The 13,979-nt window shown below is 33.7% G+C and carries 11 protein-coding genes; 2 read left to right on the top strand and 9 right to left on the bottom strand.

What is annotated here, in order from left to right; all coding sequences use genetic code 11:
- Nucleotides 1–48: 48 nt before the first annotated feature.
- From ACFWV9_RS13810 to ACFWV9_RS13800, 3 genes are all read right to left on the bottom strand, one after another.
- Nucleotides 49–834 (bottom strand): hypothetical protein, encoded by a 786-nt coding sequence (locus ACFWV9_RS13810; protein WP_411895820.1) that lies wholly within the window; start codon nucleotides 832–834, stop codon nucleotides 49–51.
- The gene (locus ACFWV9_RS13805; RefSeq protein WP_411895819.1) at nucleotides 821–1,384 is read right to left on the bottom strand and encodes an RNA polymerase sigma factor; all 564 of its coding nucleotides are present in this window, start codon (nucleotides 1,382–1,384) and stop codon (nucleotides 821–823) included. Before ACFWV9_RS13805 ends, ACFWV9_RS13810 begins: the two co-directional genes overlap by 14 nt.
- Nucleotides 1,385–1,503: 119 nt before the next feature.
- A complete protein-coding gene (locus tag ACFWV9_RS13800; protein ID WP_411895818.1) occupies nucleotides 1,504–2,481 on the bottom strand; it encodes a polyprenyl synthetase family protein in 978 nt (325 codons plus the stop codon).
- Nucleotides 2,482–2,655: 174 nt separating this feature from the next.
- On the opposite strand from ACFWV9_RS13800, the gene ACFWV9_RS13795 reads away from it, so the two are divergent.
- Together ACFWV9_RS13795 and ACFWV9_RS13790 are read left to right on the top strand one after the other, a co-directional pair.
- Nucleotides 2,656–4,293, top strand: a complete 1,638-nt coding sequence (locus ACFWV9_RS13795; RefSeq protein ID WP_411895817.1) for a choice-of-anchor J domain-containing protein — start codon at nucleotides 2,656–2,658, stop codon at nucleotides 4,291–4,293.
- 245 nt (nucleotides 4,294–4,538) lie between these two features.
- Nucleotides 4,539–5,984 carry a T9SS type A sorting domain-containing protein gene (locus tag ACFWV9_RS13790; RefSeq protein ID WP_411895816.1) on the top strand — a complete coding sequence of 482 codons (1,446 nt, stop codon included), beginning with the start codon at nucleotides 4,539–4,541 and terminating at the stop codon, nucleotides 5,982–5,984.
- Between the two features lie 45 nt (nucleotides 5,985–6,029).
- Here the strand turns inward: ACFWV9_RS13790 and rlmN are convergent, their stop codons facing one another.
- From rlmN to ACFWV9_RS13760, 6 genes are all read right to left on the bottom strand, one after another.
- Nucleotides 6,030–7,070, bottom strand: coding sequence for a 23S rRNA (adenine(2503)-C(2))-methyltransferase RlmN (rlmN, locus tag ACFWV9_RS13785; RefSeq protein WP_411895815.1), 1,041 nt, complete (start codon nucleotides 7,068–7,070; stop codon nucleotides 6,030–6,032).
- A gap of 85 nt (nucleotides 7,071–7,155) precedes the next feature.
- On the bottom strand, nucleotides 7,156–8,205 hold the full coding sequence (queA, locus tag ACFWV9_RS13780) for a tRNA preQ1(34) S-adenosylmethionine ribosyltransferase-isomerase QueA (RefSeq protein ID WP_411895814.1): 1,050 nt from the start codon (nucleotides 8,203–8,205) through the stop codon (nucleotides 7,156–7,158).
- 149 nt (nucleotides 8,206–8,354) lie between these two features.
- A complete protein-coding gene (locus ACFWV9_RS13775) occupies nucleotides 8,355–9,581 on the bottom strand; it encodes a 3-phosphoshikimate 1-carboxyvinyltransferase (protein WP_411895813.1) in 1,227 nt (408 codons plus the stop codon).
- A 34-nt stretch (nucleotides 9,582–9,615) separates the two neighbouring features.
- A complete protein-coding gene (locus ACFWV9_RS13770) occupies nucleotides 9,616–9,942 on the bottom strand; it encodes a nucleotide pyrophosphohydrolase (RefSeq protein WP_411895812.1) in 327 nt (108 codons plus the stop codon).
- The gene (locus ACFWV9_RS13765; protein ID WP_411895811.1) at nucleotides 9,939–11,972 is read right to left on the bottom strand and encodes a DUF3857 domain-containing protein; all 2,034 of its coding nucleotides are present in this window, start codon (nucleotides 11,970–11,972) and stop codon (nucleotides 9,939–9,941) included. Before ACFWV9_RS13765 ends, ACFWV9_RS13770 begins: the two co-directional genes overlap by 4 nt.
- Nucleotides 11,973–11,994: 22 nt before the next feature.
- Nucleotides 11,995–13,899, bottom strand: a complete 1,905-nt coding sequence (locus ACFWV9_RS13760; RefSeq protein ID WP_411895810.1) for a DUF3857 domain-containing protein — start codon at nucleotides 13,897–13,899, stop codon at nucleotides 11,995–11,997.
- Nucleotides 13,900–13,979 lie beyond the last annotated feature (80 nt).

The following is a 13,979-nucleotide window of genomic DNA, read 5'->3' as shown; positions in this document are numbered from 1 at the left end:
ACTGTTCGATTTTTGATGATTTTATATAATTTAATTTGATTCTATATTTTAATTATTACGCTGCACTACAGCAGTTTTTACTGTTTCATAACTATCCTTAAGGGCATCAAACACGCGGCTTCTAAAAGATTGACCCATATCATCCTGTACTTCTTCAAGTAATGAATTTGCATCAACGGTCTTACTTGTTGCTTTCAGTAACTCTTTTTTTGTTAATTCCTTACTAGCCAATTTCAGTAATGAGTCTACCTCCTTATCTATTACATGTGTTTTATCTGATTTAATATTATCTAAGACTTCTGCAACAACAGTTTTGTCGATAACTGGTTGATTTATATTGATATTGTCATTATTGTTTAATCCTTCTTCTAGTTTTCCAATTTCCTCAGTAGAGCTTATGGAGTTATCTGCCAGCTGTTCTCTCTTATTCTTTTGATTTGTAATAATTTTTTTGATCTCGCTTTTAACTGTAGCTCCTCTTGGTTCCACTTTGGATTCTTCTTCATTAATTTCCATTTCATCAATTGCTAATTCTGTGGTTTCAATAGTTTCTAAATTTTGGTTTTCTTTATCTTCTAAAACCTCTATAGGATTTTCATTTACTATTTGAGGTGAAATTGAAGAACCCTCTTCTCTATCAAAAACCTGAGTCGTTATTGCAATCATTAAAACGAGTACAGCTGCAATGCTTAACCACCAATAAATTGGTCTTCTAGATTTATTGTCATCGGCATCCAGTTTTTTAGATAACTTGGCCCAACCTTCAGCTGATGGTGCCAGTGTTCGCTTCTCTAGCTTTTCCTTTAGTTGTTCTTCAAATTTAATTGGTGCCATAACTGCTGTTATTTAATTCATTAATCTTCTGTTGCAATATCTGTCTTGCTTTAAATAATTGAGATTTAGAAGTTCCTTCTGAAATATTCAACAATTCTCCAATCTCACTATGCTTGTATCCTTCAATCGCATACATCACAAATACCATTTTATATCCTTCTGGCAAACTATCTATTACCTGCTGAATTTGTGCTACCTCTATATTTGTTTTAATATTATTAGAGTAATCTTTCTCTAAATATTCGGATTCTGTAGCAAATTCTATATTTTTCTTTTGCCTTAAAAATGATATGGCTTCTCTCACCATAATTCGTCTCATCCAACCTTCAAAACTACCATTACTTTTAAATGTTTTGAGATACTTAAATACTTTGAAAAATCCGTTAAGCATTACCTCTTCTGCTTGGTGTACATCTTTAATATAGTACCTACAAACACTTAACATTTTTGGTGCATGTAACTCATACAATATGTGTTGTGCTTCTCGATTATTCTTCGATGCTCTTTGAATGAGTTTTGATTCGTTTTTATGAAGTTGTATAACTTTCATTTTTGTTTTTACGATTGCACTTCTATTTATAAAGACGCAATTTGTTTAAAAATGGTTGTCTGGAAAGTAAAATAAATTATAATTTTTTAAATATATACTGATTATCAATAGTTTATAAACTATTTTTTTCTATCAATTACGTACTCTACCATAAGTTCTAGTGAAGATTTATATGGTGAATCTGGGAATGTGCTAAGTAAATCCATAGCTTCTTTTTGAAATGATTTCATTTTTGCAACCGCATAATCAAGTCCACCATTAGCCTTAACAAAAGTTATAACCTCTTTAACTCGCTTTTTATCCTTATTGTGATTTTTAACAGAGTTAATAAGCCATGACTTCTCTTTTTTGGTGCAGTTATTTAATACATTGATTAATGGCAAGGTCATTTTCTGTTCCTTTATATCTATACCTGTTGGTTTGCCAATTTTCTCTTCACCATAGTCAAAAAGATCATCCTTTATTTGAAAGGCCATACCAATAAGTTCACCAAAACTCCGCATGGTATCAACCTGAGGAGTGTTTGGTCTTACTGAAGCTGCACCAAGACTACAACAAGCAGCAATAAGAGTTGCTGTTTTTTGCCTTATAATATCATAGTATACATCCTCTGTAATATCCAGTTGCCTTGCCTTTTCTATTTGCAATAGCTCACCTTCACTCATTTCTCTAACAGCTACTGATATAATTTTAAGAAGGTCAAAGTCATTATTATCAATGGAGAGCAATAGGCCTTTAGATAAAAGGTAATCACCAATAAGTACAGCGATTTTATTTTTCCAAAGAGCATTAATTGAAAAGAAACCGCGTCTTCTATTACTATCGTCTACAACATCATCATGTACTAAGGTAGCGGTATGGATAAGTTCAATTACAGAAGCTCCTCTATATGTGCGTTCACTTACTTCTCCATTATTAAGCATTTTAGCAACAAGGAACACAAACATAGGTCGCATTTGTTTTCCTTTTCTGTTTACAATGTAATGGGTTATTCTATTTAGAAGTGCAACCTTACTTGCCATTGAAAGTTGAAATTTCTGCTCAAAAAGCTCCATTTCATATACTATGGGTTGTTTTATTTGTTCTGTGATTTTCATTTATCTAACTGAAAATTGTCAATTTGCCAATAATCGCAACAAACTTGCTCTTAAAAATGTAAAATTACAAATTACGATACGCTTAATCGTTAAAATTATCAATATTAAAGAATTAACTTTTCTTACAAATTTTAATTTGTACCTTATAAACAATTAATTAATCCTTATAACTTTATGAAAAAAATTACTTTATTATTTTTAACATTATGCATGACAATATCAAGTTATGCGCAATTTCCTGAAGATTTTAGTGGTGGCGTTATACCAGCTGGTTGGGCCGTTTTTGATAACGGCAATGGAACTGCTCAAAGCTGGATGGTCGCTGGGACTACCAACCCTTATGCTATAATTGTATGGGAGAATGTAGCATTTAGTGTTGCAGAAGATTGGTTAGTCACTCCACAGTTTACTGTCGATGGAACAAACTTTATTTTATCATTCGACCAAACAGACAGCTCAGGAATAGATTATGGTAGTATCGCGACAGTTCGAATTTCAACAGCTTCACAAACTACTCCCACTGATTTTACAATTGTTGATACACAGACTGAAGCAGATTTGTGGGCAGGTGGACCATTTGCTCAACATACTGTGGATTTAACTGCATATATAGGGCAGTCCATATATGTAGCATTTGTAATGGAGAACGATGACGGTGACCTATGGGCAATTGACAATGTTGATATGATTTCTAATGCAACTGCACCAAATCCTGCGACAACGCCTACACCAGCTGACATGGCTACGAATATTATGATAAATGATCCAGGTGGTGACGATTCGGTAACATTAGCCTGGGTACCTGCCACTACTGGTGATCCTGCGACTGCTTATGATGTTTATTATGGGACGGATCCTAACCCTCCATTATTGGGCACAATTAGTAATACAACTGTTAATATCACAGGAAACAACTACAGTACGCTATATTACTGGCAAATTGTAGCTAAAAATGTTGGTGGTGAAGCCGTTGGCTCTTCAATTTGGAGTTTTACAACGGAAGCTGATGCATCTGCTTTTGATTGTTCAGTTTATGGCATACCTTTTTCTGAGGATTTTAGCAATGTAGACGCCTATGAGGATTGTTATGAAGTTGAAGATTCTAACTCGGATGGCTTTACCTGGACACGAAATATAGGTAATGACATAGATGGAGATGGCAATGGTGATCCTATTATAAATGTACAGATTCCTGGCACAGGTGCAACAAAAGATGAATGGCTATTCTTACCTGTTCTAAACGGTGTAGCAAATACAGAATATCAACTTACGGTGACTTACAATGCTTTTGACCAACCTGGAACGGCAAACGAATCATTTGACATAGTTGCATTAGATGCACCGTCATCCTCGGCTACAATGCAAACAGTTATTGGCTCATATTCAGGCATAACTCAAGCTGGTGCAGGTGTTACTGATCTTCTATCAAATGCTTACAGCAATAGTGCAACATATACACCAACAACCGATGGTGATTTCTATTTTGCTGTACATGCTACAACTGCAGACGCCAACGGTGGACTCTTTTTCTTAATTTCTTTAGATGTTTCTGAGACATTAAGCGTAAATCTGTTTGAACAAAATAATTTTACACATTACTATAACATAGATTCAAAAACTCTCAGCGTAGAGACTTCTAATATGCCTATGACTGGCATCGAGATTTATTCTTTGCTTGGACAGCCTGTAATAACAGAGTCTTTATCAAACACCACCGAAACTATTGATGTATCTTCTTTAAGTGATGGTGTATATTTGGCAAAAGTTAGTATAGATGGAAACTCAAAAACTATAAAATTTATTAAACGGTAATTACTTAGTGTATATAAAAAAAGGAGGCTTAAAGCCTCCTTTTTTTATGTCTTATTTGCTCCTTTATTCTAAATATCATATTTATGGTTTTTATTAAGATGAACTAGTCGTATATTTTTTTGTTTCTAGAGTTAAAACTGTGCTATTCGAGATAAATACCCAGAATAAAAATGACAAAAAAATTAACTTTAAAAGATGTAATTTTCCTGTACATAAACTTAACTTTAATTGTAAATCCTTAATTTATGAAAAACTGTATTTTATTTACTCTTGTAATTCTATTTACAAATTATATTACTGGACAGACTGTTTTGAATGAAGATTTTGAGGCCGGAACATCAATACCTGGAAATTGGACGAACAATGATATTGCAGGCAATGGTGAGATTTGGACCATTGAATCTAGTGGCGAAGCTGTACTTGCTGGCGCAGGAAATACTTTAGTTTATACTGGAGGTGGTGCAGTTGGGAACTATGCTGCTTTTGACAGTGATGCTTATGGCAATAACGGAACTGCAGAAGATGCCGCTTTAGAGAGTCCTATGTTTGACTGCTCAGGTTTAACTTCAGTAACTTTGGCATATAACCATCTTTTTGCCGGAAATTTTGGTGGTAGCGGGTTTGTTGAAGTGAACGATGGTAATGGATGGGTAACTGTTGCCAATTACTCGGGAGATAATTATGTAGGTGGCGCAATAAATATTGATGTTTCAACACAATTGGCAGGAGTTTCAAATGCACAGGTTCGTTTTAGATGGACAGGTAATTGGTCTGTTGCATGGTATGTAGATAATGTTTCTGTTTTTCAATGTACGGTTACTGCTCCAAATGCAGTATCAGCAGTTGCACCGGCTAATGGAGGAAGCGGTGTTATGATAGATTATGGTACTACAACAAATACTTTAGGTCCATTTGAATGGACGCCTGCCCCTACAGGTGATCCTGCAGATAGCTTCAACATTAGTCTTGGTACAAATACTGCAGGTGATGACATAGGTATTCTTAATGGATTTGATAGTGGAGGTTCCATTAATTTTGCATGGCAACCGAATACAACATATTATTGGTTTATAGAGGCAGTTAATTGTGCAGGTATTACGCCAAGCTCAGTGTTCAGTTTCACCACTGATGCATGTACGGAAACGTCACCTCCGGCTGGTGTATCAGCACCTGTTCCAATTGATGGCGCCCCTAGTGTAAATGTCAATGTGGATGGAAATCGCGTTTACTTCAGTTGGACACCTGGTGATCCATCAGCTAATTTTACACTAAATCTTGGCACCGCGAATCCTCCAACACAAGCTTTTGATAACTTTGAAAGCGGTGATCCTATAACTGGTTTAGCCTTAAATACTACATATTTTTGGAGTGTTGATTCAGTAAATTGTTTCGGTACAACAACAGGAACTGTATGGAGTTTTACAACAAATGCGGCTTTATCTGTAGTAGAGGAAGAAATTGAAGTTTTCAGTGTATCACCAAACCCTGTTAGTGATATATTAAACATTAAGTCAGTAAATGATATTGATAGCGTTTTCGTATATGACCTATTAGGCAAGGAAGTGGCTTCATTTAACAACAATAATATAATTAACAGTAGTGTTAATTTATCAAATATACCTCAGGGTTTATATCTAGTTCAAATTACTTCTGGAGAAAAAACACAAACTATTAAAGTGGCAAAAAAATAATTTTTATTATTAATCATAAAAAAGGAGGTCTAGCGCCTCCTTTTTTTATGCCTTATTCGCTAGTTGACCACATGCTGCATCGATATCTTTTCCTCGGCTTCGCCTTACGGTCACAGTTATGTTATTAGATTCAAGAATATTTACATACATATCTATGGCTTTAGAGTCGGCTTGTTGAAACTCGCCATCGTCAATAGGGTTATATTCAATTAAATTCACTTTACTTGGTGCAAATTTGCAAAAATCTACTAAGGCATCAACATCCTTTCTTTTATCATTGATACCATCCCAAACAACATATTCATAGGTAATTCTATTTTTGGTTTTATAATACCAATATTGTAAAGCTTCTCTTAGGTCATTAAGAGGAAAAGTAGCATTAAATGGCATTATAGAAGTACGTACTTCATCTATTGCAGAATGCAGGGATACAGCTAATTTAAATTTAACCTCATCATCTGCCATTTTCTTTATCATCTTTGGTACGCCGGAGGTAGACACTACAATTCGCTTCGGTGACATACCTAAACCTTCTGGAGATGTGATTTTATCAATTGCTTTGAGTACATTATTATAATTCATGAGTGGTTCTCCCATTCCCATAAATACAATATTACTTAGTGGTCTATTGAAGTATAATCTACTTTCATTATCTATGGCTACAACCTGATCATAGATTTCATCAGGATTAAGATTACGCATACGCTTCAATCTTGACGTTGCGCAAAATTTACAATCTAAGCTACATCCTACTTGTGAAGACACACAAGCAGTAGTTCGATTTGGTGTTGGTATTAAAACAGACTCCACAATTAAATCATCATGAAGTCGAACGGCATTCTTAATAGTACCATCAGAGCTACGTTGCATCTGATCTACCTTAATATGATTAATGACAAAGTTATCTTGTAGCATTTCTCGAGTCTTCAAGGATACGTTTGTCATGTCTTCAAAGTTATGTGCAGACTTCTGCCATAACCATTCATAGACTTGATTCCCTCTAAAAGCCTTATCGCCTTGCTTAACAAAGAACTCCCTTAACTGATCTTTAGTTAATGCGCGTATGTCCTTTTTTCTCGTTTCCATATAATGCAAAAGTACTTAATTGAGTTGGTTATGCTACAAATAAAAAAAGCCTCTATGTAGAGGCTTTGAATTGAATATTATTTATTTAGATAATTAACATTGCATCACCATAAGAATAGAATCTGTACTTTTCTTTCACAGCTTCTTCATAAGCTTTCTTAATAAAATCGTGCCCTGCAAATGCTGAAACCATCATTAACAAAGTAGACTTTGGTGTGTGGAAATTTGTAATCATACAATTGGCAATACTAAACTCATATGGTGGGAAGATAAATTTATTAGTCCACCCTTCATAAGGATTTAATCTACCGCTCGATGATACTGAACTTTCAACTGTTCGCATTGAAGTTGTACCAACTGCACAAACACGTTTTCTATTCTCTATACCGGTATTAACTTTTAACGCAGCTCTTTCATCAATATATATTTCTTCGCTATCCATTTTGTGTTTAGATAAGTCTTCAACCTCAACCGGATTGAAAGTACCTAAACCTACATGTAATGTAACTTCTGCCATATCTACACCCTTAATTTCTAAGCGCTTTAATAAGTGTTTAGAGAAGTGTAATCCAGCAGTTGGTGCCGCTACAGCACCTTCATTCTTGGCAAATATGGTTTGATAGCGTTCTTCATCTTCAGGTTCAACATCTCGCTTAATGTATTTTGGAAGAGGTGTTTGGCCTAATTCATTAAGTTTTCTTCTAAAGTCCATATAGGATCCATCATATAGAAAACGTAATGTTCTACCTCTTGAAGTTGTATTATCAATTACCTCAGCAACCAGACTTTCGTCTTCACCAAAATAAAGTTTGTTACCTATTCTAATTTTACGTGCTGGATCTACCAATACATCCCATAAGCGTTGATCTTGATTTAATTCTCTTAAAAGAAATACTTCAATACGTGCTCCTGTTTTTTCTTTGTTTCCGAATAAACGTGCTGGAAATACTTTTGTATTATTAAGTATCATCACATCGCCTTCATCAAAATAATCAATAATATCTTTGAAAAGTTTATGCTCTATGGTCTGCTTCTCTCTATTAAGCACCATTAGTCTAGATTCATCTCTGTGTTCTGCTGGATGTTCTGCTAATAATTCTTCTGGAAGGTCAAAATTGAAGTGTGATAATTTCATTTGCTTGTTTTATTGTTTTCATCGGTCAAATGGAATCTTCAATGTTTAAAACTCTATTCTTAAACATTTCGATTTCATATATTAACTCCTGGTTTTTCGAAGTTGCAAATATACAATCTCAACATAGGCCTTGTCAAGTAATTACTTACTTATTTTAAATTAAAACCAAGAGTTTTTAGATCCTCCCAAAATTGAGGGTAGGACTTGCTAACCACATCCGCATTTTCAATATTCAATGACGTTTTCAATCCTAATGGAGCAAATGCCATTGCCATTCTATGATCCCTATAAGTGGCTATTGTAATATTACTATTTATGATACTTGATACCTTTAAATGCAACGTCGCATCTGTAATTTCTACCTGCGCACCTAATTTTTCAAGCTCTATCTTAAGGGCAACCAAACGATCTGTTTCCTTAATTTTTAGTGTATGAAGACCAATTAAGGAACACTCTAAGCCAAGTCCAAATGCAGTGACTGAAACTGTTTGAGCAATATCTGGTGCATTACTTAGGTCTAAATCAATCCTTGAGTTGGTTGATACCTCTGAAGTTTTTTTAATTGTTATAGTATTGTCATTGAATTGCGTTTCAACTCCAAATTCATTATAAATTTTCGCCAAAACAGAGTCACCTTGTAATGAGCTTTTCTTGTAAGCAGATATGGTAACTTCAGTTCCAACTTTACTCATAGCAACGGAACTAAAATAATATGATGCTGATGACCAGTCTGATTCTACAGTAATTTCTTTAACCCTTAGATTAGAAGAAAATGGTTTTACAGTTATTTTATTACCATCAAACTCAGTGTCAATTCCAATTTCATTCAATAAAGAAAGTGTCATCTCTATATATGGTACAGACGTTATTTTTCCATTTAACGTAAGTTCTAAACCATTCTCTAAACGAGAGGCAATTAGTAATAATGCCGAAATATATTGACTACTCACATTAGCCTCTAAGCCAACCTTATTTTGAGTAAGCTTTTTACCACGAATTTTCAAAGGAGGATACCCTTCATTTTCTGTATAGCTAATCTCTGCGCCGAGTACTCTTAAAGCATCTACGAGGATCTTAATTGGTCGTTCCTTCATCCGTGAAGAACCTGTCAATATTGTTTCCCTACCAACTTGAGTGGAAAAGTATGCCGTTAGAAAACGCATTGCCGTGCCTGCATGATGAATATCAATAACCTCTTCATTTGACTGTAAGGCCTTTTGCATCAAGAGAGAATCGTCAGAATTAGAAAGGTTTTTAATCTCCAATTCAGGATATAAAGCCTGAAGCAATAACAAACGATTAGACTCACTTTTTGAACCTGTAATGGCTATAGAAGATTGTCTGTTTATTGAGGATTTTAAAATTTGAATATCCATATCAAAAAAGATTCCCGCTTTTGCGGGAATAAAATTACTTTAATTTATCATTATTATGATGCCTATCGTGATCGCGTTTTGCTTTTTTATCCATTTTTCTGTCAAAAGCTTCTTGCAAATCTATACCAGTTTGATTGGCCAAGCATAAAACCACGAATACTACATCAGCAAGTTCTTCTCCTAAGTCTTTGTCTTTATCGCTTTCCTTTTCACTTTGCTCGCCATAACGTCTTGCTATTATGCGCGCTACTTCACCAACTTCTTCAGTGAGCTGGGCCATGTTTGTTAGCTCATTAAAATATCTAACACCATGTTCTTTTATCCAATTATCAACTTCTAATTGGGCGTTTTTAATTTTCATTCTATCCTACTTAATACGATTTGCTCTGCCTGTTTCTCAATTGTTTTTTCGAAAAATATTTTAAAATCATTATAATCGGCAGGCTGAACTATTGGGTTAACAATATTCAACTCTACTTTAATTTGTAAATATTTGCCATTCTTCTCAGCAATATAAACAAATTTTGATTCGCCTCCTTTAAATTCCATAGCTAATGGCTCAGGTAAAGATTCTACCTTATAGTTATCTGGTAAGGCAATGTTTATTAAGTATTTATCTTTAAATGGCACTATAAAATCAATTGGATAGGTACGCTCTTTTAACTTAAATGGGTTTTCTTTAACTCCAAGAAAAAACATTGGATTGAAATACAAATTTCCACCTATATCATCAATACCATCTGAAAGTTCATATTTATAAGATAAACGAATAGGTTGATAAATATCTTTATCATTCTGAAAAATTAAGTCACTAACCACTAAATCACCTTTGTTAGCTTCGATGCCTTTAACATGATCTTCAGAACTCACACCAGTATATTTTTTTCTGTAATTAAGAGCCACATGTGACTTCTTGACTTGTCTAACCGTACCTTTAGCTAACAAATCCTCATTGATTGTTGCATTTAACATTGTACTTTCTACAGAGGGCTCATTTGAAAGCAAATTAACCCAACTGGAAGAACCGTCATTTGCGAACACTCGTCCTTTCCAATTTAACACTCTTGAAGGTAATATATTATTAGAGCTAAACGGTTCCGTAGAATCAATAAGCATATAATTGTTTCCTAATTCTACCATACATATTACATAGTTAAATCCTTCTCTTGTTGGAAATAATGGAATACCATTTCGTCTTGTACTCACTAGAACAGGATTAGCGTTAAATCCTTGTGATCTTAAGATAGCGGTAACTAATAGATTAATGTCTGCAACATTTCCTTCTCCTTCTTTATAAGCATTCCTAATCCCATTCTGAGCATACTTACCATAAACGCCGTTCCATTTAACCTTGGACTTTACAAGACTTTCAATTAAAAATATTTTTTGAATATCACCCTCTATATCTTTTAAAACCTCTTCAACATCATTTTTAAAAAAAGTTGTACGATTTAATTGCCCGCCAAAGTCTGAATTCTCATAAATTGACTTAGAAACTTTCTCCCAAGTTTTTGAGAATGATTGTCTCACTATATTATTCTCGTCTAAAATTGCAGCTAATTCCATACTTAATTTCGCTTTATAATTGTTTAAAGCATCTGCATAAGATTCTGCCCTTAAAGCCGGTATGTTTTCTTCACTAAAAGAAACAATATTTTCTTTATAATCCGTATTGCTCGTGTCATAACTCGAGGATAGCATAGTTCCCGAACCGCTACCTATTTCTGAGACTTTTCTCGTTGTTCTAGCGATTCTTTTGTCTTTAGTACTTTCTCTCATTTTAGGCAAAAAGGATGCCTTTGGATTCAATATTTTATTATAATTGTAATACTGCGGTGTTGCTACTCTTACCTCCAACTTATTAGTTGGTATACTAAATTGTAAATTTAAATCATCAATAAACGGAGATTGAGTTGCAATAATGTAGGTATATTCTAAAACTGAACCTTCCTTTACATTAGGCATTATAAATGATCGTATATTATACAATTCATTGGAGCTTTCATCGAAAATAGCATCTCCTTTTAACTTGTCTTTTTTGATTTTGCCTCCTTCAATGTTATAGGTATATCCTTTTATTCCTTTAATTTTTTCAGATAGATTAGGGTCACCCTTGTATAAAGAGACCTTTTCATTTGCCCAATTAAATCCATCTTTATTGTAAACTTTGATTCTCATATGAATCATCCTTTGTTGAATAAATCCTAGATTCTCACTAAAGCTAAATGAAATCTCTTCATTTCTAAATAAAATAGCGGCACTTGCAGAAGAATCAATAGGATGAAACTTCTCTTGTAGTTCAGCCTTTGAAACTTTACCAAAATCAAAATCCTGACTGTTTGAATAATTAATGGTTAAAAATATAAATACAGGTATAAGTAGATTTTTCATGTGTGTTAATTTGTAGTGATTGCTATGCTTTAACTAATACAATTTTTGTTTTGTCGTATTTAACAACTTTTTTGAGGAAATCTCTAAATGCCTCGTAATCTGTTTTATCGAATTCTCCTTTATTTGTTATAAATTCTCTTGTGTATTTAAGTTTATTGTCTTCTAACAACTTAATGTTAAAGTGATACCTGCCAAAACTAGTTGAGACTTTTCCATTTTTGGCCATAGCTTCAATTTTTAAACCTTTTGGAAATTCGATGATGTACTCATCAACATCCTTTATAGCTCTATCAACTTTAAAATCTTGGCTTCTTGAAATATATCGCTGTGGAATACTAGTGATTTTATTAAACATGTTTGGCTCAAGTATCAACCTAGTACCGCTTTTAGAGGCATAACTTACTGTTGATAATTTTACTTTTTCTTCAAAAACAATTTTGTCCTTATCATTATTCAACTCGATATCATCGATAGACAAATTATTAATGTTATCCCAATATTCTTTATAATGCAAATCCTTATCTCTATCTGACTCATTCTGAACACCTTCATGAGAGTTGTATTGGTAACCTGTTGAGGTAATTTTTACTTCTGCTGAGAAGCCACCCTCTTCATTCAGTACAACCTTTGCATCTGTAGTTTGTAGGCTTTCTTCTGCTGAGTATACTTTTGTATGTACAATTTCACCACCGTTAGGCTTAACTAATAATACATCTCTATCATCAGTAAATCCGGCAGTAAAGCCAAAAGGATTAGTTTGACTAGTACATTCTAGAAAAATATTTTTATCCTCACTTGGGACACAAAGAATAACATGATTTCCTTCAATATGAGAAAAATCTTTATCAATATTTTTAATATTGTTTCCTCCATAAACGACCGTATAGTACGATGGTACTTCAACTGCTTCAAGCAAAGCTTTTGTATAATTTGTTAGACCCTTGCAATCTGAATACCCCAACCTGTCAACATCATTGGCTAGCATAGGTTTCCAACCTCCAATACCAACCTGAATACTAATGTAACGTGTTTTATCCTGCATGAATTCGTAGACTAATTTTGCACGCTCTATTTTATTCTCAATACCAGCTGTTAACAACTTGACCTCATCAATTGTAGATTGTGGTATTTGGTCTGTACCTGTAAGTAATTTATCATACATCCATTTTCCAAAATCCTTCCAATCATTATTTACTCCTTCTACGCCTAACATGTTAAACTCCTTTAGTGCAACTTTATAGTGAGGTACTATATCGCCAAAATCTGGAGCAAATGCTTCATATTTAATTCCTTTAATATCCTTTGCCAAAAAGTGATGTTTTGATAGTGCCTCTATATTGAACTCTTCAAAATTCTCTTTCTTAGTCTTTAATTCAACACCAATAGTATTTGATATTTCATATTCTGAGTGTTGAATACTTAAATAGTAATTATCGACAGGTCTCCAATTTGGAAAAAATGCTGTATTCTTATATACAACTTCAACAGTATATTCAATAGTATATGGATATTTGAGGGGATTGTAATCAAAAAATTTGATGCGGTCATCTTCATAAATTGAAATTTCACTCACGGCACTGGCGTCGGTGAAATCATTCTTCTTAATTCTTTTTATTCGCTCACCGTTAGCATTAAATATTTGAGCCTCCATTTTTTTGATTTCTGTATTGTCATCATAATACTGAACTGCCCCTGAATGCCTATTTCCTCGCTCATTGAAAACTGTAACCACTCTTTTTTCACTTACAATGATCTCATCAAAATCAATAATATCTATTGTCTTTTTTTCATAACGAACCACAGCGTTTGCACTCTCTTTTAATTCTAATGGTATTAATAATGATTTATAATCAGATTCTGATTGGGCAGAGGAAGAAATTGAAAAAAGTACTCCCAATAATATTAAGTAGTATTTTCTGTAGGGCATTCTAAGAATTGAATTAAAAGCTAATACAATTATATAAAGTGTAAACAGTAAAAACAAATGATTTAAGTGAAAATTTACTT

Origin of the sequence: Winogradskyella sp. A2, from assembly GCF_046762865.1 — a bacterium.
Taxonomy (GTDB): Bacteria; Bacteroidota; Bacteroidia; order Flavobacteriales; family Flavobacteriaceae; genus Winogradskyella.
Note: the sequence above shows the minus strand (reverse complement) of the source record. Positions and strands in the feature narration are given on the sequence as shown.

What these genes read in the sequence shown, in the direction of transcription:
- ACFWV9_RS13810 (WP_411895820.1), bottom strand. Translation starts at nt 834, where the DNA reads ATGGCACCAATTAAATTTGAAGAACAACTAAAGGAAAAGCTAGAGAAG.
- ACFWV9_RS13805 (WP_411895819.1), bottom strand. Translation starts at nt 1,384, where the DNA reads ATGAAAGTTATACAACTTCATAAAAACGAATCAAAACTCATTCAAAGA.
- ACFWV9_RS13800 (WP_411895818.1), bottom strand. Translation starts at nt 2,481, where the DNA reads ATGAAAATCACAGAACAAATAAAACAACCCATAGTATATGAAATGGAG.
- ACFWV9_RS13795 (WP_411895817.1), top strand. Translation starts at nt 2,656, where the DNA reads ATGAAAAAAATTACTTTATTATTTTTAACATTATGCATGACAATATCA.
- ACFWV9_RS13790 (WP_411895816.1), top strand. Translation starts at nt 4,539, where the DNA reads ATGAAAAACTGTATTTTATTTACTCTTGTAATTCTATTTACAAATTAT.
- rlmN (WP_411895815.1), bottom strand. Translation starts at nt 7,070, where the DNA reads ATGGAAACGAGAAAAAAGGACATACGCGCATTAACTAAAGATCAGTTA.
- queA (WP_411895814.1), bottom strand. Translation starts at nt 8,205, where the DNA reads ATGAAATTATCACACTTCAATTTTGACCTTCCAGAAGAATTATTAGCA.
- ACFWV9_RS13775 (WP_411895813.1), bottom strand. Translation starts at nt 9,581, where the DNA reads ATGGATATTCAAATTTTAAAATCCTCAATAAACAGACAATCTTCTATA.
- ACFWV9_RS13770 (WP_411895812.1), bottom strand. Translation starts at nt 9,942, where the DNA reads ATGAAAATTAAAAACGCCCAATTAGAAGTTGATAATTGGATAAAAGAA.
- ACFWV9_RS13765 (WP_411895811.1), bottom strand. Translation starts at nt 11,972, where the DNA reads ATGAAAAATCTACTTATACCTGTATTTATATTTTTAACCATTAATTAT.
- ACFWV9_RS13760 (WP_411895810.1), bottom strand. Translation starts at nt 13,899, where the DNA reads ATGCCCTACAGAAAATACTACTTAATATTATTGGGAGTACTTTTTTCA.